Below are 25,313 nucleotides of genomic sequence, written 5' to 3' on the forward strand. Positions count from 1 at the left end.
CCCTCACCTGACCTGCAGGGTGACCCTGGCCGAATTCCGCCAGCCACTCACGCGCAGGATCGCCAGATTGCAGCCCGGGAAGAGGAGCTGCCCATGGCCACCATCATCAAGACCGTCGAGATCGACGCCCCCGCCGACGCCGTCTGGGACGCGGTCGCCGACTTCGGCGCCGTCCATACCCGGTTCGCCCCCGGCTTCGTCACCAACGTCGAGCTGATCCCCGGCGCGCGCATGGTGACCTTCGGCAACGGGATGGTCGCCAAGGAGCTGTTCCTCGGCTGCGACCATGACGTCCGCCGCCTGGCCTATTCGGTCCGCACCGAGACCTTCACCCACCACAGCGCCAGCTTCCAGGTGAGCGACCTGGGCGCCGGCAGGAGCCGCCTCACCTGGATCGCCGACGTCCTGCCGGACTCGATCGCGCCCACAGTGGCCGGGATGATGGAGGCCGGCATCGCGGTGGCGAAGGAGACGCTGGGGCGGGTCCCGGCCTAAACCTCGTCCACCCCGCCGGGGTTGCGAGCCCGCGACTGCAGCCACATGACCCCGAACAGGTCGGAGAGCGAGGCCGTCAGCCGGCCGAGGTTCGTGTACTTCGACTGGCCGGTCTGGCGGTGGCGGTGGTGGACGGGCCGGAACTCGACCCGGTAGCCTTCGCGCAGCATCAGCGCCGGCAGGTAGCGGTGGATGTGGTCGAAGTAGGGGAGCCGCAGGAACGCCTCGCGGCGGAAGGCCTTCAGCCCGCAGCCGGTGTCGTTGGCGTTGTCCTTCAAGAGGCGCTTGCGCACGCCGTTGCCGACCCTGGAGGCCAGCTTCTTGGCCTGGCTGTCCTGGCGCTTCACCCGCTCGCCGCCCACCAGCGCCAGCTCCGCCGGGCCGGCGGCCAGGGCGTCCACCAGGGCCGGGCCGTCCGCGGGGTCGTTCTGGCCGTCGCCGTCCAGGGTGACGATCACCGGGGCGCGGGCCGCCAGGATCCCCGTGCGGATCGAGCGGCTCTGGCCCGAGTTCTTCCGGTGCGCCAGGACGCGGAGCTGCGGGATCTCGCCGGACAGGGCCTTCAGCGCCGCCCGCGTACCGTCCCGGCTGGCGTCGTCCACGAAGATCACCTCGAACGACCGGCCGGCGAACGCCTGGGCGATCTCGCGCGCCAGGGCCGGCGCCGCGCCCTCCTCGTCGAAGACGGGGACCACCACGGAGATGTCGGGCGCAGAAGTCATGGCCCGCTCATAGCGGAAAAGATGGCGGGAGAAAGGATCGTGGTATGCACGCGCCATGACGCTGGATGGCGCCCTGACGAAATGGAGCGGCGGTTGGCGGGGGCCGGCGCTCGCCGCCTTCATCGCCTTCCTGGCCGGATTGCCCGGCCTGCTGGCCATGCCGCCGCTCGACCGCGACGAGGCGCGCTTCGCCCAGGCCACCGCCCAGATGCTGGAGAGCGACGACTATGTCGTGATCCGCTTCCAGGACGCGCCGCGCTTCAAGAAGCCGGTGGGCATCCACTGGCTGCAGGCCGCCAGCGTCAGCGTGCTCTCCAGTCCCGAGGCGCGGCAGATCTGGGCCTACCGGGTTCCGTCGCTGCTGGGCGCCATGCTGGCCGCGGCCGCCTGCGCCTGGGGCGCTGGGGCGTTCTTCGACCGCCGCGCCGCGATGCTGGCCGGGGCGATGCTGGGCGCGAGCCTGCTGGTCTCCACCGAGGCCTTCATCGCCAAGACCGATTCGGCCCTGACCGGGACCACCACCCTGGCGCTGGCCGCGCTGGCCCGCCTCTACGCGGCCAGGAACGGCGGGCCGCCGGCGCCGGCGGCGGCGGTCTGGATCTTCTGGGCCGCCCTGGGCGCCTCGGCCCTGATCAAGGGGCCGATCGGGCCCATGGTCGCCGTCTTCGCCATGATCGTGCTGGCGGTCTGGGACCGCCGCACCGGCTGGCTCGCCGGGCTGCGCTGGTGGTGGGGCCTGATCATCGTCCTGGCCATCGTCGGGCCGTGGGCCGGGGCGGTGACGGTGGCCACCGACGGCGGCTTCTGGACCGAGGCCGTAGGCTCCGACCTGGCGCCCAAGCTGGCTGGCGGCCAGGAGACCCATGGCGCGCCGCCCGGCTACCACCTGCTGCTGACACCCCTGCTGTCGTTCCCGATGACCCTGCTGCTGCCCGCCGCAGCGGTGACGGCGTGGCGCCATCGCGCGGAGCCCGGCGTGCGGTTCGCCCTGGCCTGGCTGGTCCCGACCTGGATCGTCTTCGAGGCGCTGCCCACCAAGCTGCCGCACTACCTGATGCCGGCCTACGGCGGCCTGGCGTGGCTGGCCGCGCGGTCCCTGGCCGAGCCGATCGGCGCCGTGGCCCGCTGGCTGGGCGCGGGCCTGCTGGCGGTGATGGGCCTGATCCTGGCCGCCGCGGTCTTCTACCTGCTGTCGCTCTACGGCGACGCGTCGGACGCCTGGGCCGCGACCCTGGCGGGGGGACTGCTGGCCGCCGCCGGGCTGGTGGGCGCCTACCTCATGATTCGCGACGCGCCGCAGGCGGCGGTGCTTTCGTCCCTCGCCCTCGCGGTCCTGGGCCACGCGGCCCTGGCGGCGGGGCTGGCGCCGCGCCTCGACCCCCTGTGGCTCTCCGACCGCCTGGAGCGGGCCATGGGCCAGGCCCGCCTGCTGCCCCGGCAAGGGGTGGCCGAGGCGCCGGTGGCCGTCGCGGGCTTCGCCGAGCCCAGCCTGGTCTTCGCCCTGGGCACGGCCACCGAACTCGACGGCCCGGCCGAGGCCGCCCAGGCCATCGTCGAGGGCCGCCCCGCCATCGTCGAGCAGCGCGAGGAACAGGCCTTTCGCGACGCGCTGAAAGCCCGCGCCGGCTCGGCCGTCCTTGTCGCGAGCGTCGGCGGCATCAACTATTCGAAGGGTGATCCGATGACGCTTCGGGTCTATGTCGCGCCCGAAGTCCTGAGTGAGGTCCGCCGATGAGCCGCCGTATCGAGATCGTGGAAGTCGGGCCGCGCGACGGGCTGCAGAACGAGAAGACCCTGTTCGACGTGGGCCAGAAGCTGGAGATGATCCGGCGCCTGGAGGCCGCCGGCGCACGGCGCATGGAAGTGGTCTCCTTCGTGAACCCCAAGCGCGTGCCCCAGATGGCCGGCGCCGAGGAGATCATGGCCGCCCTCCCCCATAAGGAAGGCCGCTCGCGCATCGGCCTGGTGCTGAACATGCGCGGCTGGGAACGCTGCCTGGACGCCGGCTGCGACGAGGCCAATGTCGTGGTCTGCGCCACCGACGGGTTCGGCATCCGCAACCAGGGCGCCTCGGTGGACCAGCAGATCGAGACCCTGGCGCACATCATGGGCGCCCGGCGCGTCCAGGATCCGCCCGTGACGATGACCGTGTCGGTCGCCTTCGGCTGCCCTTTCGACGGCGAAGTCCCCGAGGAGCGCGTGGTCGAAATCGTCAAGGCCGCGGCCGACATGCGGGTGGCCGAGATCGCGCTGGCCGACACCATCGGCGTCGCCGATCCCTGGATGGTCCGCCGCCGCGTCGAACTGGCCCGCAAGGCCGCCGGCCACATCCCCCTGCGCCTGCATTTCCACGACACCCGCAACACCGGCCTGGCCAACGCCTTCGCGGGCGTGGAGGCCGGGGTCGACATCCTGGACGCCTCGGTCGGCGGCCTGGGCGGCTGCCCGTTCGCCCCGAACGCCACGGGCAACATCGGCACGGAGGACCTGGTCTACATGCTGGAGCGCGCCGGCTTCGAGACCGGCTACGACCTGGGCGCCCTCATCGAGATCGGCAATTGGGCCTCGGACCTGCTGGGCAAGCGGGTGGCGTCGTCGCTCGGCCGCGCGGGGGCCTTCCCGCCACCGGCTCCGGTGGCGGTTCCCTAGCGCTTGCGGAAGCGCTTGGCTTCCGCCTCCAGCTTGCTCACCCAGGCCTCGGGCTCGCCGCTCTTCGCGTCGAACGGCAGCTCGCCGGCCACGCCGCGGATGGCCAGCCAGAGCTGGGCGCTGAAGTGGCCCAGCACCCGCAGCGGCCGGCGCTTGTCGTCCAGCACGTCCCAGCCGGCGTCCTCGAACGCGAAGACCTGGGCGCTCGGCGGCTTCGTTTCGATGTTGTCCCAGCCGGCCGGACGCTCCACCGCCTCGGCCTCGTCGGCGGTCAGGCCGAACAGCGCCGTCGAGCAGGCGTCGATCTCGGGATGCTCCGCCCGGGCTTCCGGCTCGGCGAACTCGCGCTTCATCACGGCCTTGCGCTCGAGGTCCGCCACGCCGGGCAGGTCGATCAGGCGGCGGAGCGGCGGCTTGCTGGTCATTTCTACGGCGTATCGCGGATGGCTGCGCCTGGCGAGCCGCCGCCGATGGAATCCCGGCGCGGGAGCGGGCGGACTTTGCTAGCCTCGCCGCGCGGCCATGGACGAGGTGGGACGATGAGATCGGTGCTGTTGGCCGCTGCGGCCCTCGCCCTGGCATGCGGGACGGCCCTGGCCCAGCCGGCGCCGCGCACCGCCGACGGGCGTCCGGACCTCACCGGCGCCTGGTCCAACGCCTCGCTCACCTGGCTGGAGCGGCCCGCCAGCCTGAAGGGCCTGACCCTCACCGAGGCGCAGGCCAAGGCGCTGGCCGACGCCAATCCGGCGAAGAAGGCGGCCGAGGCCGACGCCAGGCCTGTCGATCCCAATGCCGGCCCGCCGCCCGAGGGGGCCGTCGGGCCCGCCCACAGCATGATCTACATGGACGGGGGCTCTGCCTTCGCCAAGGTGAAGGGCCAGTACCGCACCTCGTGGATCGTCGACACGCCCGACGGGCGCCTGCCGCTGACCGACCTGGGCCGCCGGCGGGCGCGGGAGGCCGCCGCCATGAGCCAACGGATGGACCCCGTCGGTCCCGAGGAGCTCGCGCCGAACGACCGTTGCCTGATCGGCTCGCGCGGCTCCGGCGGGCCGGGCATGCTCAACAACGTCTACAACTCGAACTACCAGTTCGTGCTGGCGCCCGACGCCCTGGTCATCGTGGTCGAGATGGGCTTCGGGACCCGCGCCATCCCCATCTTCCCCAGCAAGGCCGCCGCCCAGGCCGGCCACCGCCCCGCCGCCCTGCAGCTCTGGATGGGCGACAGCGTGGCCTGGTGGGAGGGCGACGCCCTGGTGATCGAGACGCTGAACGTCAATCCGGTGCAGGGCCGGTTCGGCCCGATCTTCCTGTCGCCGCAGGCCCGCGTCACCGAGCGTCTCACCCGCGCCTCGGCCACCGAGCTGGCCTACGAGTTCCAGGTCGAGGACCCGGTCCACTACACCCAGACCTGGCGCGCCGAGATGACCCTCTACGCCCTGGGCGGCCAGATCTACGAATACGCCTGCCACGAGGGCAACTACGCCATGTCCGGTATCCTGGGCGGCGCGCGGGCCAAGGAGCAGGCGGCCGGAACCCACTAGCCCCCTGGGCCCGAGGGCCTATATCGGGGCCGTGAAGCCGGCTCTCTCCCTCGCGCTCGCCGTGGCCGCCGGCCTCGCCGGCTATCTGCTGGTGCGGAACCTGCCGCCGCCGGATACGCGGCTCGAACTGACGCCGGTGGTGGCCCAGGTGCTGGGCGATCCCGGCTCGCCCGTGTCCGGCGCCGCCGCGGCCGACGTGACCGTCGTGATCTTCACCGACTACCAGTGCCCGGTCTGCAAGCGCACCGACCCGGCGCTCGGCCGGCTGCTGGCCCGCGACCCCAAGGTCCGCGTGGTGTGGAAGGACTGGCCGATCCGCGGCCCCGCCTCCGACCTCGCCGCCCGCACCGCGCTCGCCGCCCACCGCCAGGGGCGCTACGTCCAGGTCCACGACGCCCTGATGGCCGCCCGCGGCCAGCTCACCGCGCCGCGCATCGCCGACATCGCCGCCCGGGCCGGTGCCGACCCGGCCCGCCTCGCGGCCGACCTGCAGACCGACGCCCGCGCCATCGACGCCCAGCTCGGCCGCCACAAGCTCCAGGCCTTCTCGCTGGGCCTGCAGGGCACGCCCGCCTACCTGGTCGGGCCCTACCTGATCCAGGGCGGCCTCGACGACCGCGCCCTGGCCGGCGCCGTCCGCCGCGCCCGCCGCGCGGGACCGCCCAAATGAACCTTGGCCGTCGCCATCCATTCCGGGTTTGAGAACCTGAAGGGACCGGCCATGCGCCACGCCGTCGTGATCATCCTCGCCGCCGCCAGCCTGGCCGCCTGCCAGCGCCAATCGGCCGACGCGCCGCAGGGCGCCTCGACCCCGGTCGCCGAGACCCCGACGCCGGCCCAGCCCGCCGCCTCCACCGGCGCAGGCGGCGCGGTGACCGGCGCGGCCGACCCCAACCCCGCCGGCGCGGGCGCCACCACCGATGCGGAACCCGGCGCGCCCTCGAACCGGATGGGCTCGACCCCGGCCAGCCCGCCGAACTAGCGCCGCAACGCCCAGCCCCGCGCCTCCAGCCAGCGCCGCGCGACCTCGGCCGCGTCGGGGCCCAGGGTGCCGGGGATCGGCTGGATCACCGCGCCTTCGCCGTTGATCAGGATCACCCCGCCGGAGGTCCCGTCCGCGCGGACGTAGCCCACCGCGCTCTCCCGCGCCGGCCGGCCGGTCCGCGCCACCATCAGGGGCCACTGGAACACCACCCGCAGCGCCGCGTCGTCCTTGGCCGCCGCGCCGGGCGCGGTCCCGCCCGGGGGATAGGTGCGCACCGTGGGGGCCGGCTCGGGCGCGGGCTCCGGCTGCCGCGTCGTCTTCGCCGGCTCGCACGCCGCCAGCAGCGCCGCCGTCGCCGCCAGGACCGCCAGGATCGGGTCACGTCTCATCGCCATGCCGCATTCCACGCCAGGCGGGCCGCGAACGGAACCCACAGATTTCTTGTGCGGCGCCGCGAACTCGCGCCGCCGCTCGCAGGTTGGCGAGCGGGGCTCAAACGAAGGGATGCCTATGAGAAAACTGCTCACCGTCACGGCCGCCGTCGGCGCGGTCCTGGCCCTGGCCGCGTGCCAGAAGACCGAGACCACCCCGCCGCCGACCGCGGCCGACGCCGGCGCGGCTCCTCCCGCCGACAGCGCCGCGGCGCCGCCCACGGGTGCGCCGGCCGACGCCTCCGCCGGCGCCATGGGCGCGACACCGCCCGCCGGCGAGGCCATGCCCTCCACCCCGCCGACCGCCCCCACCGAGACCCCCGCCGCCCCGCCGCCGAAGTAGGAGATCGGCGTCCGTTCCTCCCCCGTCCCGCAGCGGCCGGGGGAGGGCGCGATTCCCACTCTCGCTTGCGAACCGGGCCTCAGGCGCCATCTTGATCCCCGACACCCGGAGGCCCCGACATGTGCCGCAACATCAAGACGCTGTTCAATTTCGAACCCGCCGCGACCGACGACGAAGTCCGCGCCGCGGCGCTGCAGTTCGTCCGCAAGCTGTCGGGCTTCAACACCCCGTCCAAGGCCAACCAACCCGCCTTCGACGCCGCCGTCGAACAGGTCTTCCAAGCGGGCGCCCGCCTGCTCCACGACCTGGAGACCCAGGCCCCGCCCAGGGACCGCGAGGTCGAGGCGGCCAAGGCCAGGGCGCGGAACGCGGAGCGATTCGGGCAGAAGGCGCCGGCCTGAGGGCCTCGCGCCTCACCGTCAGCGCCGCGATCCGCGCCAGGATCAGATGGCCCATCGCCCAGGTAAAGGCGGTGGGCTTGTGGCCCGACGACTTGTCCATCGGCGGGATCGGGAGGTCGCGGGCGGGCAGGGGAGCGGGTGGCATGGCGGCAGTGTGGACCGCCGGTGCGTCAGGAGCGGACGTACCCCGCTCCTCACCCGTTTACGGGGGAGGGGGACCGCGAAGCGGTGGAGGGGGCGCTGGGGCCGTGCTCAGCGTCGAGACCTGCGGCGTCGGCGGAGGTTTACGGCGCAGATGGTCGTCGATCCGGCGCTCGGTCGACCTGTGACCCACCAGCACATAAGCAAGTGAGGCGAAGCTCGTGACACTCATCAGCCCGGCCAGCCCAATCGCAAATGCGTAGTCGTCGGGGTCGTAGCCACCCCGCCCGGAGATCATCAAGGCGATGACGGGACGCAGCGGAGGCTCCAGCAAGTCGCGCTGCGCCAGGAGCACCCATGTCAGGGCCGCGAACGCGAACCCCGCTGCGCCGGCGGCCGCATAGCGCGCCCGCATGTCGCTGTGCCCACGCCTACGCCTGAGCATCCTTCAGGACGCCTCCCACCCTTAAATCCATGGTGGATTGCGAGCCTGCCGGACCAGACGTGTCAAGGACGCGCCTCCGGCGCGCCGCCCCGCGGCAGGCGCTGCGCGCCTGTCCTTGAGACGCCTGGCCCGGCAGGCAAACTCTGGGCATGGACCTAAGGACACGAGCGGCTGGCGGCATCTCCTCACCTCCCCCGCGCAGCGGCGGGAGGGGGACCGCCGGCCGTAGAGCCGGTGGTGGAGGGGGCAAGCCTTGGGGCTAAGCAACTCGACCGGGCTGTCGCGGATTCAGCGGCTGGGGCTCGCCCCCTCCACCACCTGCTCTTCGCTACGCTCGGCCGGCGGTCCCCCTCCCGCCATCGCTGCCGCGACGGGGGAGGTGAAGGCCTCCCAACGAGAAACCCCGCCAGCTCGCGCCAGCGGGGCTCCCCAACCTCAGCGCTAACCGGCCCGCGCTCCGCGCAGGCCGCCCAGCCTAATACCCCTGGATCCGCGCATACCGGTCGCGGTGGAACGCCTGGTTCCCGAACGCCGCTTCCGCCGCCCGCGCCCGCTTCAGGTAGAACCCGGCGTCATGGGCGTCGGTCATGCCGATCCCACCGTGCATCTGCACCATCTCGTTGCTCACCAGGTGGAAGGTGTCGCCCATCTTGGCCTTGGCCAGGCTCACCAGTTCCGCCGTGTCCGGCGCGTCGTTGTCGATGGCGGTCAGGGCCGCCTCGACCGCCGAACGCGACAGCTCCAGCTCGGTGAACATCTTGGCCGCGCGGTGCTGCAGGGCCTGGAAGCTGCCGATGACCTGGCCGAACTGCACGCGGGTCTTCAGGTAGTCGAGGGTGACCTCGAAGGCCTGCAGGGCGGCGCCCAGCATCTCGGCCGAGAGGCCGGCGCGGGCGCGGTCCAGCACCTTGTCCAGCAGGGCCGCGCCGCCGGTCAGCTTGTCGGCGTCGCTCACCGCCACGTTCTCGAACGTGACGTTGGCCGCGCCGCGGCTGTCGGCGAGGCTCAGCTTGCTGCGGCTCACGCCCGCCGCGTCGGCCTTCACCAGGTAGAGCTCGATGGCCCCGCCGGACTTGGCCGAGACCACGAACAGGTCGGCGGCCATGCCCTCCAGCACGAACACCTTCTTGCCCGAGAGCTTACCGCCCTCGACCTTGGCGTCGACCTTCTCCGGCCGGTGGTGCGGGCCCTCGTCGATCGCCAGGGCCGCCACGGCGGAACCGTCCGCGATCTTGGGCAGCCACGCCTGCTTCTGCTCTTCCGAGCCGCCCAGGATCAGCGCCGAGGCGGCGCCCAGGCCGGACGCGATCAGCGGCGAGGCGGTCAGCGTGCGGCCGAGCTCCTCCAGGACCAGGCCCAGGGACAGGTAGCCGAAGTTCGAGCCGCCATATTCCTCGGGCACGATCACGCCCGCCCAGCCCATCTCGGCCATCTCGTTCCAGGCGGCGACGTCATAGCCCAGCTCGGCGCCGCTATCGCGCATCTTGCGGAAGGCGGTGACCGGGGACTTCTCCTGCACCCAGCTCTTCGCCGCGTCGCGCAGCATGCTCTGTTCTTCGGTCAGAACGGCCATCTTAGTTCCTCGTGAAATTCGTTCGTTGTTTCAAATGATCGGATGGGTGCGGACCCTTAGGCCCGCACTCTCACTTCGCTTGCGTAAGGTCAGGCAAGCCCAGGATCCGCTTGCTCACGATGTTCGACTGCACCTCCTGCGAGCCGCCGAAGATCGTGAAGGCCTTGCCGAACAGCCAGCCGCGCACGGCCGCCAGTTCGTCGGCCTTGAAGGCGTCGCCCTCCCAGCCCAGGCCCTGGTGGCCCATGATCTCCAGCGCCATCTCGTGACGCTCCTGGATCAGCTGGGTGCCGGCGTTCTTCATGATCGAGGTGGCGGAGGAGGGGCTGGCGTTGCCCTTGGCCTCCACCATGGCGCGCACGGCGGTCTGCTGGAAGGCCCGCATGTTCATGGCGTTGGTCACCAGGCGGGTGCGCAGGTCGTGGTCGGCCAGCCGGCCCTGGTCGTCCAGGCCGACGTATTCCTTGGCCAGGACCTCGATCGGCTTGCCGCCCGAGCCCAGCCCGCCGCCGGCCCCGGTGAGGCCCGACCGCTCGTGCTGCAGCAGCCGCTTGGCGATGGTCCAGCCGCCGTTCAGCGGCCCGACCAGGTCCTTCTTCTCGGCGCGGGCGTCAGTAAAGAACGTCTCGCAGAAAGGTGAAGATCCCGCGATCAAGGGAATCGGACGGACTTCGACACCCGGTTGGTGCATCGTGAACAGCACGAACGAGATACCCTCGTGCTTCTTCGATGTATCCGTGCGCACGAGACAGAAGCACCAGTCGGCCCATTGCGCGCCGCTGGTCCAGATTTTCTGGCCGTTGATGACGAAATGGTCACCCTTGTCTTCGGCCTTCGTCTGAAGACTTGCCAGGTCCGATCCGGCGCCCGGCTCGCTGAAGCCCTGGCACCAGGCGATCTCGCCGCGGCAGATCGGCGGGATGTGCTCCTGCTTCTGCGCCTCGGTGCCGTATTCCAGCAGCGTGGGGCCGAACATCATCACGCCCATGCCGCCGATCGGGTTGTAGGCGCCGGCGCGGGCGAACTCGCCCTGGACAATCCGCGCCTGGGCGCCGGACAGGCCGCCGCCGCCGTACTCGGCCGGCCAGGTGGGCGTGCCCCACCCCTTGGCGCCCACCGCCTTGCGCCAGGCCTCCTGGTCCGGGGTCGGCTCGCTTCCGCGCTCCTCCCGCGCCATCGGGTTGGGCTTGCCCTTGAGCGAGGCGGGGAAATTCGCCTCCACCCACGACCGCACCTCGGCCCGGAAGGCCTCCAGGTCAGTCCCGCCAAAATCCGCCATGCTCAAATCGTCCTTCTTCAATATCTAAGCCGTCATCCCACGGTCGACCAAAGGTCGATCCGGGGGACCCAAGCGGCCTGGCCGAAATTGCCGACGCAGCTTGGGTCCCCCGATCAAGTCGGGGGATGACGACGTGGATCTTACCCCGCCTGCGTCGTATCCGGCAGCCCGAGAATCCGCTTCGAAACGATGTTGGACTGCACCTCCTGGCTGCCGCCGAAGATGGTCCAGGCCTTGCCCGACAGCCAGTTGCGCACCGCCTCGATCTCGTCCTTGGCGAAATCGTCGCCCGACCACCCCAGGCCCTGGTGGCCCATGATCTCCAGCAGCAGTTCGGCCCGCGTCTGGCCGATCCAGGTGCCGGAGTTCTTCATGATCGAGGTGGCGGCCGAGGGGTTCACATTGCCCTTCGATTCCAGCCGCGCCCGCTCGATGGTCAGGGCATGGGCGCGGGCGTCCATCATGTTCTGGACGACGCGGGTGCGCAGGTCACTGTCGGCGATCCGGCCCTTGTCGTCGACGCCCACATATTTCTTGGCGATCTCGGCGATGCTGGCGCCGCCGGCCATCCGGCTCCCGCCCTGGCCCGAGCGCTCGTGCTGCAGCAGCCGCTTGCCCACCGTCCAGCCGCCGTTCAGCGGCCCGACCATGTCGTCCTTTTCGGCCCGCGCGTCGGTGAAGAAGGTCTCGCAGAACGGCGACGAGCCCGCGATCAGCTTGATCGGCCGGGTTTCCACCCCCGGCTGATGCATGTTGATCAGAACAAAACTTATGCCTTCGTGCTTCTTCGTGGTATCTGTTCTGACAAGACAGAAGCACCAGTCCGCGTATTGCGCGCCGCTTGTCCAGATCTTCTGGCCGTTTATCTTCCAGTGATCTCCGGCGTCTTCGCACTTTGTTGTCAGGCTCGCCAGGTCCGAGCCCGCGCCGGGCTCCGAATACCCTTGGCACCAACGCAGTTCGCCCCGGACGATGGGCGGGATGTGCCGCTGCTTCTGCTCTTCCGTGCCGTATTCCAGCAGCGTCGGGCCGAACATCGACGTTCCCATCCCCGCCATCGGGTTATAGGCGCCGATCCGGTCCATCTCCTGTTGCAGCACCCGCGCCTCGGCTGGCGTCAGCCCGCCCGCGCCGTACTGCTTGGGCCAGGTCGGGGCGCCCCAGCCCTTCTCGGCCATCCGCTGTTTCCAGACTAGATGATCGCCGGCGGGCTTCACCCCGCCCATCATCATCCGCGTCCCGGCCTCCGGGTCGCCGCGCAGCGACGGCGGGTAGTTGGCCTCCAGCCAGGACCGCGCCTCGGTCCGGAAAGCGTCCAGGTCGGCGCCGCCGAAATCCGCCATGAAATCCTCCCTGATCGCGCGGCTTCGATACCGCGTCTTCGAAGACCTTACTTCGGATCGGGCAATCCGAGGACTCTCTTTGCGACGATGTTCAGGTTGATCTCCGACGTGCCGCCCTCGATCGAATTGGCCTTCGAGCGCAGCATGCTGCGCATCGCCGACAGTTCCTGGTCGGAGAAGGCCTCGCCGTCCCAGCCCAGGCCCTGCTGACCCATGGCCTCGACCATCAGTTCGTTGCGCTCCTGGGCGATCTTGGCGCCGGCGTACTTCATGATCGCCGCAGTGTTCGAGGGGCCGTTGGAGGCGCGCGCGTCGTCGGCCGCCCGCTTCATGGTGAGCTGGAAGGCCCGGTTCTCCATCAGGTGCTCGGTGATCCGCCGCCGCAGGTCGGGGTCGGCGATCCGGCCCTGGGCGTCGACGCCCACCCCGGCCTTGGCCGCCTCGGGGATCGTCGGCATGGCCACCGTCTGGCCGATGTTGCCGCCGCCCAGGCTGCCGGCGATCGAGTCCCGCTCGAACTGCATCAGCCGCTTGGCCACCGTCCAGCCGCCGTTCAGCGGCCCGAACAGCTGGTCCTTGGGGACCTTCACGTCCGTGAAGAAGGTCTCGCAGAAGGGCGAGGTGCCGTTGATCAGCAGGATCGGCCGCACCTCGACGCCCGGCGCCTTCATGTCGATCAGCAGGAAGCTGATCCCCTCATGCTTCTTCTCGGTGTTGGTGCGCACCAGGCAGTAGCAGCGGTCGGCGTGCTGGGCGCCGCTGGTCCACACCTTCGAGCCGTTCACCAGGAAGTGGTCACCCTTGTCCTCGGCCCGGGTCTGCAGGCCCGCCAGGTCGGAGCCCGCGCCCGGCTCGGAATAGCCCTGGCACCACCAGACCTCGCCCATGACGATGCCGGGCATGTGCTCGCGCTTCAGCGCCTCGCTGCCGTATTCCAGCAGGGTGGGGCCGAAGAACGCCACCCCCATGCCGCCGATCGGGTTCTTCGCCCCGATCCGCGCCATCTCCTCGGCCAGCACCGCGGCCTCGGCGCGGGAGAGCCCGCCGCCGCCGTATTCCTTGGGCCAGGTGGGCGTGCCCCAGCCCTTGCCGCCCAGCGCCCGGCGCCAGGCCGTGGCCTCGGGGCTTTCGGGCCGGGCCTGCAGCTTGGCAAGCTGCGCCGCCGTGTCGTGGGCCAGGGCCTTCGGGAAATTGGCCTCGAGCCACGCGCGGGCTTCCGCCCGGAACGTCCCCACCTCGCCGCCGAAATCCGCCATGGCCGTCCTCCTCAGGGTTCTGGCTATTCCCGCCCGTCTTACTTGGGGTCAGGCAAGCCCAGCACCCGTTTGGCGATCACGTTCAGGTTCACTTCCGAGGTGCCGCCCTCGATCGAGTTGGCCTTGGTGCGCAGCCAGCCGCGCACGGCCAGGATCTCGGGGCCCTCGAACCCGTCGCCCTCCCAGCCCAGGCCCTGGTGGCCCAACGCCTCGACCATCAGCTCGGACCGCTCCTTGGCGAACTCGGCCGCCGCGTACTTGATGATCGACGTCGCCGCAGAGGGGCCGTTGCCGGCCCTCGATTCCGCCGCCGAACGCGCGATGGTCTGGCGCAGGGCCTGGAAGTTCATCTTGTTGCTTGTGATCTTGCTGCGGAGCTCGATGTCCGACAGCTCGCCCGCGTCGCCGGCGTACTGCCGGGCGATCGTCGCCAGGTCGCCGGAGGCGCCGCCCGCCGAACCGCCCTCGCCGAAGCCGGCCGAGATGTTCTGGCGCTCGTACTGCAACAGCCGCTTGGCGATCTCCCACCCGCCGTTCACCCGTCCGACCAGGTTCTCCTTGGGGATCTTCACGTCGGTGAAGAAGGTCTCGCAGAACGGGCTCTCGCCGCTGATCAGCTGGATCGGCCGCGTCTCCACGCCGGGACTGGCCATGTCGATCAGCACGAACGAGATGCCCTCGTGCTTCTTGGACGTATCGGTACGTACCAGGCAGAAGCACCAGTCCGCCTTGTCGGCGTAGCTCGTCCAGATCTTGCTTCCGTTGATCAGCCAGTGATCGCCCTTGTCCTCGCACTTGGTGGCCAGGCTGGCCAGGTCCGACCCGGCGCCGGGTTCGGAATAGCCCTGGCACCAGCGGATCTTGCCCTCGACGATCCGGGGCAGGTGTTCCTTCTTCTGGTCCTCGTTGGCGTATTCCAGCAGCACCGGGCCCAGCATCCAGATGCCGAACGAGGCGAGGGGAGAACGGTATTTCCCCGTCGCCAGCTCGCGGTCGATCACCCGGGCCTGGGCCGCGGTCAGGCCCGCGCCGCCGTATTCCTTCGGCCAGGTGGGCGTGGTCCACCCCTTTGCCGCCATCCGGCGCATCCAGACGATCTGCGGGTCGTCCGACCCTTCAAACGCGCGTCCGCCCCATACCGCCTCGGGATCGGTCCGGGCCTGGGGATCGCGCAGCTCGGGCGGGTACATCGCCGCGAGCTCCTTGCGCACCTCGGCCGCGAAGGCGTCGAGTTCCGTGGCGCCGAAGTCGGCCATACCGATCTCCCAAACTTTCAATCAGGACCCCAAGATTAGCGCCCGGGATGATGGGGGCAAGGGCGATTAAACGCTCGTTTGAGCGGACCCGGGGCGACCTCGCCTATACAGACGACTCATTGCGCCTCTACAGGGGAGTCGATGCGCTTCCTCCGACATCCGGCCGTCACCGCCGTCGTCCCTTGGACGGCCGCCCTGCTGACCCTCGCCCTGGGGGTCCTGCTCCTGGCTTCGGGCGCGCGGCCGTCGTTCCCGACCCGCTTCGTGCGCCTCATGGAATTCGAGCCGGTCATCCTGATCGAGATCAGCCACTTCATCTCCAGCGTCCTGGGCCTGGTCTTCGTCATGCTCGCCTTCGGGCTGCGCTCGCGGCTGGACGGCGCCTGGGCGGCCACCATGATCGCGCTGCTGGTCGCCGCCCCGCTCAGCCTGGTGAAGGGCTTCGTCTGGGAGGAGACCGCCCTGCTGCTGCTGGTGGCGCTGGCGCTCGCGCCGTTCCACCACGCCTTCCCGCGCAAGGCGGCGCTCAGCCGGATGGAGGTGACGCCCGGCTGGCTGGTCTCGGCCGCCTGCCTGGTGGCCGGCGCTGGCATGATCGGCCTGTGGTCGTTCGAGAACGCCGACTACGGCGACCTGCCCTGGTGGCGGGTGATGGCCGACGAGGACGCGGCCCGGTCTCTGCGCGCCTGGGCGGGCGCCGCCCTGGCCCTGCTGGCCTTCGGGATCTGGCGGCTGCTGGGGTCGGCGGCCACTCCGCCCATCGTCGGCGACACCGACCCGGATTTCGACCGCGTCCGCGCCATCCTGGCCAAGGCGGAAGTCTCGCGGCCGCCGTCCAACCTGGCGCTCCTCGGCGACAAGCGCTTCCTGTTCTCGGCCTCCGGCGAGAGCTTCCTGATGTTCGGCGTGCGCGGCCGCAGCTGGATCTCCCTGGGCGCCCCGGTCGGCCGCCGGGACGAGCGGATGGAACTGCTCTGGCGCTTCCGCGAACTGGCGGACGCCCACGCCGCGCGGCCCAGCTTCTACAACCTCGAGCCCGACGACCTGCCGGACGTGGTCGAACTGGGTTTCGCGATCCAGAAGATGGGCGAGGCCGCGGTCTCGCCGCTGGAGAGTTTCACCATCGAGGGCACCAAGCGCGGCAACCTGCGCCGCGCCTGGCGCAAGGCCGGCGAGGAAGGCGCCACGTTCGAGATCGTCCAACCGGCCGAGGTCGCGCCGCTGATCCCCGAGCTCAAGCGCATCTCCGACGCTTGGCTCGACACCCACGCCGGCGGGGAGAAGGGCTTTTCCCTGGGGGGCTTCCAGCCTCGCTACGTCCAGGAGTTTCCGGTCGCCCTCGTGCGCTGGCAGGGCAAGATCATCGCCTTCGCCACCATCTGGCCCACGGCCTCCCGCAGCGCCTTCTCCATCGACCTGATGCGCTTCGTGCCCGAGGGGCCGCCGCGGATCATGGATTTCCTGTTCGTGGAGCTGATCGGGTGGGCGAGAGGCGAGGGGTACGGGGCCTTCGACTTCGGCATGGCCCCGCTCTCGGGCCTCGACGACCGGCCGCTGGCTCCGGCGCTCTCACGGGTCGGACGGCTGATCTACGACCGCGGCGAGGAGATCTACAACTTCCAGGGCGTGCGCCACTACAAGTCCAAGTACGACCCGACTTGGCAGCCCCGCTACGTCGCCGCGCCGCAGAAATGGGCCATCCCGCGCCTGATGGCCGACGCCGGCCTGCTCTCGTCCGGCGGCGTGGCGGGGTTGGCCAAGCGGCCGAAGAAAGCGGATGACTAGCCCGGCCCAAACCCCGCCACGCGCTCGGCCTGGACCACCAGGAGCACCGCCGCCGCCGCGGCGAAGACCATGATCGCCCGCCAGGGGATCAGGCGCGGGCCCTTCATCGGATTGGGCGGCCGCGCGCCTCGCCAGCCGGCGAAGGCGGCCACCACGGCGAAGCCGGCGCCCAGGGCGAGGGTCATGCGCAGATCCATGCCGCAGCCCTAGCGGAAGCTTGGCAGCCCATCCACAGGATTGGAGGTCGCACACCAGATGTAGTGTTAAGCCTTAATTTACACCCCAGGAATCGGCCGATAGCCTCCTTAAGACACGGGAGATGCGATTCGCATGGGTGGGGCGGCGCCCTGGAGCGTCAAGGGGATCGACCCCAAGGCCCGCGAGGTCGCGAAGGATCTTGCCCGCCGCTCAGGCATGACGCTCGGCGAGTGGCTGAACCGCGTCATCCTCGAGGACGACGTCCCGGAGGAGGTCACCGCTGAGGCCCAATTCGGCGACCGAGGGTTCCGCGCCCAGGCGCCGCGCCTGCGGGCTATCTCGCCGCCCGCGCCGCCTTCGTCCACGCCCCCGGATCTGGTCCGTGTCGCCCACGCGCTGGACCGGCTGACCGACCGCATCGAAGCCTCCGAGACCCGCACCGGCCTCGCCATCAACGGCGTCGAGCATTCGGTCCGCCAGGCCCTGGCGCGCATCGAGACCGCCGAGCGCGAGCAGCACGCCGCCGCCAGCCGCCTCGAAGGCCTGCTGGCTGAGACCTCGGCCGAGCAGAGCTACTTCGGCGAGCGCCTGCGCCGCCTCGAGACCGGCGCCTCGGCCGGCCCGCGGTCGATCGAGGCCCTGAGGCTGATCGAGGGGCGCCTGGGCCGCATCGACCCCGAGCTCGTCGTCGAGACCGTGCTGCAGCGCCTGGGCGAGCGCCTCGCCGCGGCCGAGGCGAACACCGCCACGGCCCTGGAGGGCCTGAAGGGCTCGCTGGCCACGTTGGATCGCCGGCTCGGGTCGGTCGAGCACGGCGGCGGCGAACATGCCGAGGTGAAGTTCGAGGCTCTGGCCCAGGTTCTCACCCACCGGGTCGAGGCGGTTCGCGCCGAGGTGGCCGAGAAGATCGCCGCGGCCGGCGGTGAATCCCGCTTCGCCGAGCTGGCCGAGCAGGTCCGCGCCGCCGAGCGCCGCTCCGCCCAGGCGGTCGAGGAGATCGGCCGCCAGGTGCTGTCCATGGCCGAGGCGGTGGGCAAGAAGCTCATCGAGGTCGACCAGCGCGGCGCCGAGGCCATCGACCAGGTCGGCAGCGAGATCGCCCGCATCGCCGGCGCCGTCGAACAGCGTCTGGCCCGCGGCGAGCACGCCCAGGCCGAGGCCTTCGAGCGCTTCGGCGCCGAGCTGGCCAGCATCAGCCAGCGCATGGTCGCCGCGCCGCCGGCCCCGGCCCCGGCCCCGGCCCCGGCCCCGGCCGCCGAGGTCGTCTGGGACGCGCCCCGGATCTTCGCCCCGGAGCCCGACCTCGACCTTGACCTTGACCTTGAGCTCGCACCGGCAGCGGAGCCCCAGCCCGAAGCCACTTTCGACTCCGAAGCGTTCTTCGCGCCGCAACCGGAGGCGACCGTCGAAGAGGCCGCTGCCGCGGCGGCGGAAGCCGCGGACGAGCTCGACCCGATGGCGGAAGCCATCCGGCTGCTCGGTCCGCCGCCGGAACCCGAGCCCGAAGCCGCGTTCGCGCCCGAGGCGGCGTTCGGCCCCGAGCTCTATTCTCGCGCCGAGACGGACTCCGGGCTGGAGGCGCCGGCCCAGCCCTCGACCGTCGCGCCGCCCTGGCGCCGCCTCGATCTCGACGTCCCCGAGCCGCGGATTCCCGAGACCTTCCAGCCGATCCGGGACGAGGAGGACGACGACGACCTCTTCCAGTCGGCCGAGCCCGTCGATCCGATCCGCGAGCTCTCGACCCGCCAGGTGATCGAGCAGGCTCGCGCCACCGCCCGCGCCGCGAAGGCGGACGCCGGCCCGGCCAAGGTCCGCGCCAAGATGAAGGCCGCCGCCTCCGGGCGCCTGTTCGCGGGCTTCGGGACCGACAAGGCCAAGACGGCGCCGCGGCACTCCGCGCTGCAGACCGCCCTGCTGGTGGCGGGCGGCGCGGCCTTCATGAGCGTGGGCGCCGCCGGCCTCACGCTGATGCAGGCGCAGAAGGAGCCGACGCCGGCGCCCGAGCCCGTCGCGCTCACCCCCGACGGCACGCCGGCCCGTGCGTCCATGGCGCTGGGACCGGCGTCCTTCGCCAGTGTTCCCCCCGAGGCCAAGCCGCAGCCGGTCTTCGCGAAGGTCCGCGCCGACGTGGAAGCGGGCGTCCCGGGCGCCCTCAACACGCTCAAGTCCCTCGCCGAGGCCAATCACGCCCAGGCCCAGCTCTACCTGGCCCAGCTCTACGACGGCGGCGAGGCCGGCCTGCCACAGAACCCCGCGGAGGCCCGCCGCCTCACCACCCTGGCCGCCGAGAACGGCGACGTGAAGGCCGCGCACAACCTCGGCGTCTACCTGTTCCGTGGCGAGGGCGGCCCGCAGGACCTCGAGGGCGCGGCCCAGTGGTTCGGCAAGGCCGCCACCAACGGCGTGGTCGAGAGCCAGTATAACCTGGGCCTCCTCTACCAGTCGGGCAGCGGCCTGCCGAAGGATCTCGTCCGGGCCCGGGCGTGGTTCGAACGCGCCGCCGCCAAGGGCGACGTCCAGGCCCGCAAGGCGCTCGCCGACATGGCCAAGGCGGAACCGAAGCCCGAGCCGAAGGCGCAGCCGAAGCCTGCGCCCGCCGCGGCCGCGGCGCTGGCGCCGGCGCACAACATGAACGTGCGCCAGACCCAGCTCGTCCTGACCCGCCTCGGCTACTACGACGGCCCGCTGGATGGCCGCGCCAGCGTCGCCTACGACCGCGCGCTCGCCGAATATCGCCGCGACCAGTCCGGCGGCCCGCCCCTGCACGTCTACCAGCGTTGACGTTTAGCCCTGGGCGGAAGTAGGCCCGGACGTGGACATCTACCTGCCCATCGCCGAGGTGGCCGTGAACGCCCCGCTGATCGTGCTCCTGGGCGCGGTCGTGGGCTTCATCTCCGGCATGTTCGGCATCGGCGGCGGGTTCCTGATGACGCCCATGCTGGTGTTCCTGGGCATTCCCGCGCCGGTCGCGGTCTCGTCGATGGCCAACCACGTGGCCGCCTCGTCCATGTCCAGCGTCATCGCCTACAGCCGCCGCCGGGCGGTGGACCTGCGGATGGGGGGCGTGCTGGCCGCCGGCGGCGTCGTCGGCGCCTTCGCCGGCGTCGAGCTGTTCCGCTGGCTGCGGCTGCTGGGCCAGGCCGACCTGGTGGTCTCGGTCTCCTACCTGCTGTTCCTCAGCGTCATCGGCGGCCTGATGCTGATGGAGAGCCTGGGCGCCATCCTGCGCCGCCGCCGGGGCGATCCCGCGCCGCCGCGCCGCGACCGCCGGCCCGTCTGGCTCTACGGCCTGCCGCTCAAGATGCGCTTTCCGCGCTCGCGCCTCTACATCAGTGTGGTCCCGCCGCTGACGCTGGGCGCCTTCGTGGGCGTCCTGTCGGCGATCATGGGGGTGGGTGGCGGCTTCGTGCTGGTGCCGGCCATGGTCTACATCCTGCGCATGCCGGCCGGCATGGTGGTGGGCACCAGCCTCCTGCAGATCATCATCACCACGGCGCTCACCGGCGTGCTGCAGGCGGGCCGCAACCAGACCGTCGACATCGTCCTGGCCACCCTGCTCCTGCTCGGCGGCATCGTCGGGGCCCAGTTCGGCGCCCGGGCCTCGGCGCGGTTCCGGGCGGAGGAGCTGCGGGCCATCCTGGCGCTGATCGTGCTGCTGGTCGGGCTGCGCATGGGCCTCGGCCTGTTCCTCACGCCCGACGAGCCGTTCGTCCTGCTGTCGGGGATGGGCTGATGATCGGGCCGATCCTCGCGCTGGCGGCGACGGCGACCGTCCCCAGCCCGCCGCTGCCGCCTTCGCCGGCCGCCTCCGCCCCGGTGATCTCGGCGGCGCTCACCGACACGACCGTCCAGGTGAAGTCCGACTTCCGCGGCGCCCGCATCGTGCTCTACGGCGCCGTTTTCGACGCCGCCGCCAAGCCCAGCGACGTCGTCGTGCTGGTCCGCGGGCCGGAACAGCCGGTCCGCCTGACGCGCAAGCAGAAGGTCGTCGGCCTCTGGCTCAACAGCCGCCCGGTGGTGTTCCGCGGCGCCCCGGGCTTCTACCGCGCCGCCTCCAACCGGCCGCTGGAGGACATCGCCAACTTCGGGACGCTGCGCCGGCTGGGCGCGGGCGTCGACCACCTGCCCATCAACGCGCCGGCCGAACAGCATATCGAGACCCGCTATGGTGTCCGCGACGTGGTCGTCTCCAGCCTGGGCCCCGACTACTACGACTGGCGGCGCGCGGTGGTCCGCCTCAAGGAGAAGGCCGGCCTCTATCACGAGGACGGCCGCGGCGTGCGCTTCGTCGACCGCGGCCTGTTCCGGGCCGAGATCGCGCTCCCCACCGGCGCGCCGACCGGCGTCTACCGCGCCGAAATCCTGCTTTTTCAGGACGGCAAGCCGGTCTCCAGCCGGGCCCGCACGCTGACGGTGGAGAAGGTGGGCGTCGAACGGGCCCTTTACGTATGGGCTCATGACAGGCCATGGTCCTACGGTCTGGCAGCCATGGCGTTCGCGCTGGCGGCCGGTTGGGCGGCCTCGGCGGCATTCCGGAGAGATTGATTGCTCATGGATGACGTGCGGCCCGCCCCTCGGGCGGAGTCCATTCCCGGAGCCCTATGGACGATCGCGCTCGTCGCGCTTTCGCCGTTCCCGCTCTCGGCGCTGGTCTATTGCTACGGCCCGGCACAATGGAGCGCCCCCGCCCTGACCACCCTCCAGGCCTGGTCGGCGGTGACCCTGGCGTTCCTGGGCGGAGTCCGCTGGGGCCTCGAAACCCGCGAGCCCAGCCCACGCATCATGCGCCAGATGTTCTCCTTCCTCTGCGCCGTCGCGGCCGTGGTGGTCCTGCTCGCCCGCGGCCGCGCGCCGGAGACCTGGATCCTGGGCGGCTTTGTGGTCGCCTTCCTGATCCAGTGGCTGTTCGACCACCAGACGCCCGACACCCCCTCGCGCTACCCGATCCTCTCCACCGCCGTCACCGCCGCCGCCTGCGTCTCGCTCGGCCTGGCGCTGGAAAAGGCGATGAACGGCTAGGGCATTCGCCAATGTCGTTGAATCGAATGTGATGGGTGGAGGGATTCCGTCGATTGGGCGGATGTGAGCCGCTGTAGGTCTCCGATTTGGAGGCGAAGATGCCAGCCGCGCATTCAGGCGATCATCTTCGGAAGCGGGTGATCGGCAAGGTCCCCTGGGGCCACTGGGAGACCACCACCTTCACCGCCGGCCTGCGTTGCGGCGGGCTGACCGCCCCATGGGTCCCCGACGGGGCCATGAACAAGCTGGCCTTCGAGATCTATGTCGAGAAGGTGCTCGTCCCGACCCTCAAGCCCATCGAGATGGCCTTCGCCAAGCTCAAGGCGCTGCTCCGCAAGGCCGCCGAACGCACGGTCGGAGCCCTATGGGATCGCATCGGACAGGTCCTCGACGCCGTCACGCCAGACGAATGCGCCAACCACTTCCGCCATGCCGGATATGGGTCAACTTAGGTGGCGAATGCTCTAGTGGCGTTTGAAACAACTGCAACAAACTTCTCCCGTCCGCGACTTCGGCCAGGCGCCTAACCCGCGGATAACCGTTCCCACACGCAAGTATTGGGGAGCACGTTGATGACTTTGAAGCGGCTAACGGCTGCGACCTTCTCGGTCGTGGCGTTCGGGCTGAGCGCCAGCGCTCATGCGGCCACCTATACCGATCGCGCCAGCTTCGACGCGGCGGTGTCGGGCCAAACGACGGTGACCTTCGAAGGCTTGGTGCCGGCTGCGGCCGATATCAAGGACTATGGCGCCTCGGCTTCGATCGGCGGCGTGCTGTTCAACAACAGCGTCGATGTCACGGTTTTCGCCATGGACCCTTCCCTGCTCGCAGGTACGGCCTACGGCAGCGACTTTCTGGCGTGGGACACCAGTCCGCCGTTTGACGGTGGCGCGCACGTCCTGACGCTGACCTTCGCGAACGGTCCGGTGACGGCGTTCGGATTCGACTTTATGGAACTACGTGGCCACGCATCGACGTACACTGTGGACGTGGGCGGGCTTTCGTTTAGCGCCGCCTCAGGCGGCCCGGCGTCCAGCTTCTTCGGATACACCTCGAGCACGGCGTTCAGCTCCATCACCTTCACTCAGACGCCGCTGGACGACCAAAATTTCGATTTCTACTCGATGGACAATTTTTCCTACGTGCAGCAGCGGCTCGCCGACGTGGACTCGGCTGTACCGGAGCCGGCGAGTTGGGCCCTGATGGTGCTCGGCTTCGGCGGTCTGGGCGCCGCGCTGCGCCGGAGAAGGCTGATGATGCCGGCCTGAAGCGTCCGGCCCCCGGTCGCCACTGTTCGTCGCGCGCCGAATGACCTTGGTCGTCGACTTGTGATGTCCTAGGGCGTAACCGCGCCGCGGATCTGGCGCGTTGAGGATTCGATCGGATGATGCTGGAGGACGCCCAGCAGCGGTTGGGCGAGTTCCTGTCGCCGCTGACGGTGGATGTGTTCCTGGGCGAGGGGCTGTCGGGCGGCTTCCGTCTGGTCCGCCACGACGGCGCATCGTCGCGCGCCGGTCTCCTGGGCCCCGATCCCGAGGCGCTGCTCGCCTCGGCCACGCACCTGGCCGCCGACCTGACCTACCATTCCGCCAACGCCTCCGGACCGCCGCCCAGCCTGGCGGGCGTCGCCGACCCGGCCGACTTCCGCGCGCGCATCGCCGCCTTCCACGCCCGGAATTATTCCGTCCGCTTCCCCGACCTGCGCCCGCTCGCGCCCGCGGTCGACGCCGTGGCCCGGTCCCTGGAGCTGCTGATCCACCAGCCGGTGAGCGCTTCGGCCTTCTGGAGCCGCGGCGGCATGCGCGCGCCGGTCCATTACGACGACCACGACCTTATTGTCGTCCAGCTTAAGGGGACCAAGCGCTGGTACGTCTCCACGCGCCCGTCGCCGCTGTTCAATACCTGGAAGGGCGTCTCGGGCAATCCGCCGGACCTGGGCGCCCATGAGGTCGTCGATCTCGCGCCCGGCGACCTGATGTACCTGCCGCGCGGCACGTTCCACACGGTGGATTCCGACACGGAGTCCGTCCACCTGGCCATCGGCTTCACGCCGCTCACCCTGCGCGAGGCGATCGTGGCGGCGCTGGACCACCTGTCCGACATGAACCGGCCGCTGCGCGCCACCGTCGCCGGCCGGATGGAAGGCGTCGATCCGCAGGCGCTGGGGGGGGCAGTGGCCGAGGCCGTCGGCCAGCTCCTCAACGCCGTGCGCGCGCCGGGCTTCCTCACCGCCGCGCTGCAGCGCCGCTCGTCGCGAGCGATCGGCGGGCTCGACCGCCTGCCGCGGCCGGCCCAGCCCCCGGCCCTCGGCCTCGACACCGTGCTGCGCCATGCTGACCACGCGTTCAGCCACCTGGGCGCCAACGCCGAAACCATCGACTTCGCCTATCCGGGCGGCCACCTCTACATCCACCGCGGCGCCCAGGAGGCCGTGGTGTTCATCGCCGAGACCCAGAGCTTCCGGGTGCGCGACCTGCCCGGCGACATCGGCGACGAGGTGCGCCTGGCCCTGGCCGCGCGGTTCGTGGAGGTGGGCTTCCTGGAGGTCGCCTCGCCCCAGCCCGGCGTCGCGGACCTGTTCGGGGCGGGGGCGACCAGCCGCTAACGCCAGTCGCGCTCGGCCATCGCCTGCAACTCGTCGATCCGCTGGCGGTAGATGTTGGCCACCGAGCGGCGGGAGCGGCGCGCCGCTTCTTCGCGGATGTCCAGCCAATCCGCCTGGTCCGCCGCCAGTTCGTCCTGCCTAGCGCCGGCCGCCACCGCCGCGGCGTAGGCCCGCTTCATCCGCCGATCCATGGCCGCCAGCCCGGCGTCGCCGCAGACCATCTCGCGGGCCAGCGAGGGTGCGTCGCGGCAGTCGAAGGAGACGCGCGCGGGCTCCACGGCCGCGGCGTCGCGCGGGACGGGCGCCTCGGCGATTTCCCGCGCCGCCGACGGGGCGGGCGGCAGCGGCAGGGGCGCCGGGCGGGGCGTGATCGGCAGCACCTGCGCCTCGCGGGGGGAGGCAGGCGCCTGCGGGGGCAATCGCGGCGACGGCGCGCCCTGCGCCCGGGGCAGGACTTCCAGCTTGGCCGATGCGGAGGGCGGCGGCACGCGCAGGGGCGCAACCTCGGCCACCTCGACATTCATCGGCCGGGCGGCCGCCAGGGCGGCGGACTCGGAGACAGGGCGTCGCGCCGCCGGCGTCGGCCCGTCGGTCCGCGCCAGCAGGAATCCGCCGCCGAACGCCGCCAGCACGGCGGCGGCGACCGCGAGCTTTGGCCAGGCTGTAGCCCGGCGCTCGGACGGGAGGTCCGTCGGCGCGCCGGGCCGGACTCTCAGCGGCTCGTCCCACGACCGCGGCTCGGGATCGCGCCCCGGCCGCACCTCGAACTCGCGAGGCGTGTCGTCGGCATAGCTCTGGAAGCCCGGCGCGGAACCCCGCATGGGGTCGCCCCTCGGATCGTCA

Annotated in this window: 26 protein-coding genes and 1 pseudogene; 16 read left to right on the forward strand and 11 right to left on the reverse strand. The window is 71.2% G+C overall.

Going from position 1 to position 25,313, the window contains the following annotated elements:
- The first annotated feature begins 93 nt into the window (after positions 1-93).
- Entirely contained in the window at positions 94-495 is a 402-nt protein-coding gene (locus tag EPO51_RS24165; protein ID WP_293355870.1) for an SRPBCC family protein, read from the forward strand.
- Here EPO51_RS24165 and EPO51_RS24170 read toward each other — a convergent pair.
- On the reverse strand, positions 492-1,274 hold the full coding sequence (locus EPO51_RS24170; protein WP_465246635.1) for a glycosyltransferase family 2 protein: 783 nt from the start codon (positions 1,272-1,274) through the stop codon (positions 492-494). The genes EPO51_RS24165 and EPO51_RS24170 overlap by 4 nt on opposite strands.
- On the opposite strand from EPO51_RS24170, the gene EPO51_RS24175 reads away from it, so the two are divergent.
- On the forward strand, positions 1,273-2,952 hold the full coding sequence (locus tag EPO51_RS24175; RefSeq protein WP_293355876.1) for an ArnT family glycosyltransferase: 1,680 nt from the start codon (positions 1,273-1,275) through the stop codon (positions 2,950-2,952). The two genes, EPO51_RS24170 and EPO51_RS24175, sit on opposite strands and share 2 nt — an antisense overlap.
- A complete protein-coding gene (locus tag EPO51_RS24180; RefSeq protein WP_293355878.1) occupies positions 2,949-3,866 on the forward strand; it encodes a hydroxymethylglutaryl-CoA lyase in 918 nt (305 codons plus the stop codon). Before EPO51_RS24175 ends, EPO51_RS24180 begins: the two co-directional genes overlap by 4 nt.
- On the opposite strand, the gene EPO51_RS24185 is transcribed toward EPO51_RS24180, so the two are convergent.
- Positions 3,863-4,291, reverse strand: coding sequence for a hypothetical protein (locus EPO51_RS24185; protein ID WP_293355881.1), 429 nt, complete (start codon positions 4,289-4,291; stop codon positions 3,863-3,865). The two genes, EPO51_RS24180 and EPO51_RS24185, sit on opposite strands and share 4 nt — an antisense overlap.
- Before the next feature lie 114 nt (positions 4,292-4,405).
- Between EPO51_RS24185 and EPO51_RS24190 the strand changes: the two genes are divergently transcribed.
- From EPO51_RS24190 to EPO51_RS24200, 3 genes are read left to right on the forward strand one after another with little or no spacing between them, the layout of a single operon-like run.
- A complete protein-coding gene (locus tag EPO51_RS24190) occupies positions 4,406-5,410 on the forward strand; it encodes a hypothetical protein (protein ID WP_293355884.1) in 1,005 nt (334 codons plus the stop codon).
- A 31-nt stretch (positions 5,411-5,441) separates the two neighbouring features.
- Positions 5,442-6,080: a DsbA family protein gene (locus EPO51_RS24195; RefSeq protein WP_293355887.1), complete on the forward strand. Its 639-nt coding sequence runs from the start codon at positions 5,442-5,444 to the stop codon at positions 6,078-6,080.
- 51 nt (positions 6,081-6,131) lie between these two features.
- On the forward strand, positions 6,132-6,392 hold the full coding sequence (locus EPO51_RS24200) for a hypothetical protein (RefSeq protein ID WP_293355890.1): 261 nt from the start codon (positions 6,132-6,134) through the stop codon (positions 6,390-6,392).
- Here EPO51_RS24200 and EPO51_RS24205 read toward each other — a convergent pair.
- Complete coding sequence (locus EPO51_RS24205; protein ID WP_293355893.1) at positions 6,389-6,790, reverse strand: hypothetical protein; 402 nt, start codon at positions 6,788-6,790, stop codon at positions 6,389-6,391. The two genes, EPO51_RS24200 and EPO51_RS24205, sit on opposite strands and share 4 nt — an antisense overlap.
- Positions 6,791-6,905: 115 nt before the next feature.
- Between EPO51_RS24205 and EPO51_RS24210 the strand changes: the two genes are divergently transcribed.
- Positions 6,906-7,169: a hypothetical protein gene (locus EPO51_RS24210; protein WP_293355896.1), complete on the forward strand. Its 264-nt coding sequence runs from the start codon at positions 6,906-6,908 to the stop codon at positions 7,167-7,169.
- 119 nt (positions 7,170-7,288) lie between these two features.
- Positions 7,289-7,570, forward strand: a complete 282-nt coding sequence (locus EPO51_RS24215) for a DUF2277 domain-containing protein (RefSeq protein ID WP_293355899.1) — start codon at positions 7,289-7,291, stop codon at positions 7,568-7,570.
- Positions 7,571-7,772: 202 nt separating this feature from the next.
- On the opposite strand, the gene EPO51_RS24220 is transcribed toward EPO51_RS24215, so the two are convergent.
- From EPO51_RS24220 to EPO51_RS24245, 6 genes are all read right to left on the reverse strand, one after another.
- Positions 7,773-8,156, reverse strand: a complete 384-nt coding sequence (locus EPO51_RS24220; RefSeq protein ID WP_293355902.1) for a hypothetical protein — start codon at positions 8,154-8,156, stop codon at positions 7,773-7,775.
- 475 nt (positions 8,157-8,631) lie between these two features.
- The gene (locus EPO51_RS24225) at positions 8,632-9,729 is read right to left on the reverse strand and encodes an acyl-CoA dehydrogenase family protein (protein WP_293355905.1); all 1,098 of its coding nucleotides are present in this window, start codon (positions 9,727-9,729) and stop codon (positions 8,632-8,634) included.
- A gap of 70 nt (positions 9,730-9,799) precedes the next feature.
- Entirely contained in the window at positions 9,800-11,008 is a 1,209-nt protein-coding gene (locus tag EPO51_RS24230) for an acyl-CoA dehydrogenase family protein (protein ID WP_293355908.1), read from the reverse strand.
- A gap of 140 nt (positions 11,009-11,148) precedes the next feature.
- Positions 11,149-12,351 carry an acyl-CoA dehydrogenase family protein gene (locus EPO51_RS24235; protein ID WP_293355911.1) on the reverse strand — a complete coding sequence of 401 codons (1,203 nt, stop codon included), beginning with the start codon at positions 12,349-12,351 and terminating at the stop codon, positions 11,149-11,151.
- Positions 12,352-12,398: 47 nt separating this feature from the next.
- On the reverse strand, positions 12,399-13,607 hold the full coding sequence (locus tag EPO51_RS24240) for an acyl-CoA dehydrogenase family protein (RefSeq protein WP_293355914.1): 1,209 nt from the start codon (positions 13,605-13,607) through the stop codon (positions 12,399-12,401).
- A 38-nt stretch (positions 13,608-13,645) separates the two neighbouring features.
- Entirely contained in the window at positions 13,646-14,863 is a 1,218-nt protein-coding gene (locus EPO51_RS24245) for an acyl-CoA dehydrogenase family protein (protein ID WP_293355917.1), read from the reverse strand.
- A gap of 141 nt (positions 14,864-15,004) precedes the next feature.
- On the opposite strand from EPO51_RS24245, the gene EPO51_RS24250 reads away from it, so the two are divergent.
- On the forward strand, positions 15,005-16,648 hold the full coding sequence (locus EPO51_RS24250; RefSeq protein ID WP_293355920.1) for a bifunctional lysylphosphatidylglycerol flippase/synthetase MprF: 1,644 nt from the start codon (positions 15,005-15,007) through the stop codon (positions 16,646-16,648).
- Here the strand turns inward: EPO51_RS24250 and EPO51_RS24255 are convergent.
- Positions 16,645-16,833 (reverse strand): hypothetical protein, encoded by a 189-nt coding sequence (locus EPO51_RS24255; protein WP_293355923.1) that lies wholly within the window; start codon positions 16,831-16,833, stop codon positions 16,645-16,647. The genes EPO51_RS24250 and EPO51_RS24255 overlap by 4 nt on opposite strands.
- Positions 16,834-16,978: 145 nt before the next feature.
- Between EPO51_RS24255 and EPO51_RS24260 the strand changes: the two genes are divergently transcribed.
- From EPO51_RS24260 to EPO51_RS24290, 7 genes and pseudogenes are all read left to right on the forward strand, one after another.
- Positions 16,979-19,627: an SEL1-like repeat protein gene (locus tag EPO51_RS24260; protein WP_293355926.1), complete on the forward strand. Its 2,649-nt coding sequence runs from the start codon at positions 16,979-16,981 to the stop codon at positions 19,625-19,627.
- Between the two features lie 31 nt (positions 19,628-19,658).
- On the forward strand, positions 19,659-20,579 hold the full coding sequence (locus EPO51_RS24265) for a sulfite exporter TauE/SafE family protein (protein WP_293355929.1): 921 nt from the start codon (positions 19,659-19,661) through the stop codon (positions 20,577-20,579).
- Positions 20,579-21,391, forward strand: a complete 813-nt coding sequence (locus EPO51_RS24270; RefSeq protein WP_293355933.1) for a TIGR02186 family protein — start codon at positions 20,579-20,581, stop codon at positions 21,389-21,391. Before EPO51_RS24265 ends, EPO51_RS24270 begins: the two co-directional genes overlap by 1 nt.
- A gap of 6 nt (positions 21,392-21,397) precedes the next feature.
- A complete protein-coding gene (locus EPO51_RS24275; RefSeq protein WP_293356184.1) occupies positions 21,398-21,865 on the forward strand; it encodes a DUF3429 domain-containing protein in 468 nt (155 codons plus the stop codon).
- Between the two features lie 116 nt (positions 21,866-21,981).
- A pseudogene (locus EPO51_RS24280) lies at positions 21,982-22,317 on the forward strand (IS630 family transposase); the annotation flags it as partial.
- A gap of 120 nt (positions 22,318-22,437) precedes the next feature.
- Positions 22,438-23,133, forward strand: a complete 696-nt coding sequence (locus EPO51_RS24285; RefSeq protein ID WP_293355936.1) for a PEPxxWA-CTERM sorting domain-containing protein — start codon at positions 22,438-22,440, stop codon at positions 23,131-23,133.
- A 116-nt stretch (positions 23,134-23,249) separates the two neighbouring features.
- On the forward strand, positions 23,250-24,470 hold the full coding sequence (locus EPO51_RS24290; RefSeq protein ID WP_293355939.1) for a JmjC domain-containing protein: 1,221 nt from the start codon (positions 23,250-23,252) through the stop codon (positions 24,468-24,470).
- Here EPO51_RS24290 and EPO51_RS24295 read toward each other — a convergent pair.
- Positions 24,467-25,291, reverse strand: coding sequence for a lysozyme inhibitor LprI family protein (locus tag EPO51_RS24295; RefSeq protein WP_293355942.1), 825 nt, complete (start codon positions 25,289-25,291; stop codon positions 24,467-24,469). The two genes, EPO51_RS24290 and EPO51_RS24295, sit on opposite strands and share 4 nt — an antisense overlap.
- Positions 25,292-25,313 lie beyond the last annotated feature (22 nt).

This window comes from Phenylobacterium sp., assembly GCF_004297125.1.
Taxonomy (GTDB): domain Bacteria; phylum Pseudomonadota; class Alphaproteobacteria; order Caulobacterales; family Caulobacteraceae; genus Phenylobacterium.

Bases quoted from the DNA above. Each gene is read 5' to 3' on its own strand.
- EPO51_RS24295 (WP_293355942.1), bottom strand. From the start codon at position 25,291: ATGCGGGGTTCCGCGCCGGGCTTCCAGAGCTATGCCGACGACACGCCT.
- EPO51_RS24205 (WP_293355893.1), bottom strand. From the start codon at position 6,790: ATGGCGATGAGACGTGACCCGATCCTGGCGGTCCTGGCGGCGACGGCG.
- EPO51_RS24275 (WP_293356184.1), top strand. From the start codon at position 21,398: ATGGATGACGTGCGGCCCGCCCCTCGGGCGGAGTCCATTCCCGGAGCC.
- EPO51_RS24290 (WP_293355939.1), top strand. From the start codon at position 23,250: ATGATGCTGGAGGACGCCCAGCAGCGGTTGGGCGAGTTCCTGTCGCCG.
- EPO51_RS24200 (WP_293355890.1), top strand. From the start codon at position 6,132: ATGCGCCACGCCGTCGTGATCATCCTCGCCGCCGCCAGCCTGGCCGCC.
- EPO51_RS24235 (WP_293355911.1), bottom strand. From the start codon at position 12,351: ATGGCGGATTTCGGCGGCGCCGACCTGGACGCTTTCCGGACCGAGGCG.
- EPO51_RS24270 (WP_293355933.1), top strand. From the start codon at position 20,579: ATGATCGGGCCGATCCTCGCGCTGGCGGCGACGGCGACCGTCCCCAGC.
- EPO51_RS24190 (WP_293355884.1), top strand. From the start codon at position 4,406: ATGAGATCGGTGCTGTTGGCCGCTGCGGCCCTCGCCCTGGCATGCGGG.
- EPO51_RS24185 (WP_293355881.1), bottom strand. From the start codon at position 4,291: ATGACCAGCAAGCCGCCGCTCCGCCGCCTGATCGACCTGCCCGGCGTG.
- EPO51_RS24180 (WP_293355878.1), top strand. From the start codon at position 2,949: ATGAGCCGCCGTATCGAGATCGTGGAAGTCGGGCCGCGCGACGGGCTG.
- EPO51_RS24170 (WP_465246635.1), bottom strand. From the start codon at position 1,274: ATGGCGCGTGCATACCACGATCCTTTCTCCCGCCATCTTTTCCGCTAT.
- EPO51_RS24215 (WP_293355899.1), top strand. From the start codon at position 7,289: ATGTGCCGCAACATCAAGACGCTGTTCAATTTCGAACCCGCCGCGACC.
- EPO51_RS24220 (WP_293355902.1), bottom strand. From the start codon at position 8,156: ATGCTCAGGCGTAGGCGTGGGCACAGCGACATGCGGGCGCGCTATGCG.
- EPO51_RS24285 (WP_293355936.1), top strand. From the start codon at position 22,438: ATGACTTTGAAGCGGCTAACGGCTGCGACCTTCTCGGTCGTGGCGTTC.
- EPO51_RS24260 (WP_293355926.1), top strand. From the start codon at position 16,979: ATGGGTGGGGCGGCGCCCTGGAGCGTCAAGGGGATCGACCCCAAGGCC.
- EPO51_RS24175 (WP_293355876.1), top strand. From the start codon at position 1,273: ATGACGCTGGATGGCGCCCTGACGAAATGGAGCGGCGGTTGGCGGGGG.
- EPO51_RS24245 (WP_293355917.1), bottom strand. From the start codon at position 14,863: ATGGCCGACTTCGGCGCCACGGAACTCGACGCCTTCGCGGCCGAGGTG.
- EPO51_RS24210 (WP_293355896.1), top strand. From the start codon at position 6,906: ATGAGAAAACTGCTCACCGTCACGGCCGCCGTCGGCGCGGTCCTGGCC.
- EPO51_RS24255 (WP_293355923.1), bottom strand. From the start codon at position 16,833: ATGACCCTCGCCCTGGGCGCCGGCTTCGCCGTGGTGGCCGCCTTCGCC.
- EPO51_RS24225 (WP_293355905.1), bottom strand. From the start codon at position 9,729: ATGGCCGTTCTGACCGAAGAACAGAGCATGCTGCGCGACGCGGCGAAG.
- EPO51_RS24240 (WP_293355914.1), bottom strand. From the start codon at position 13,607: ATGGCGGATTTCGGCGGCGAGGTGGGGACGTTCCGGGCGGAAGCCCGC.
- EPO51_RS24230 (WP_293355908.1), bottom strand. From the start codon at position 11,008: ATGGCGGATTTTGGCGGGACTGACCTGGAGGCCTTCCGGGCCGAGGTG.
- EPO51_RS24165 (WP_293355870.1), top strand. From the start codon at position 94: ATGGCCACCATCATCAAGACCGTCGAGATCGACGCCCCCGCCGACGCC.
- EPO51_RS24250 (WP_293355920.1), top strand. From the start codon at position 15,005: ATGCGCTTCCTCCGACATCCGGCCGTCACCGCCGTCGTCCCTTGGACG.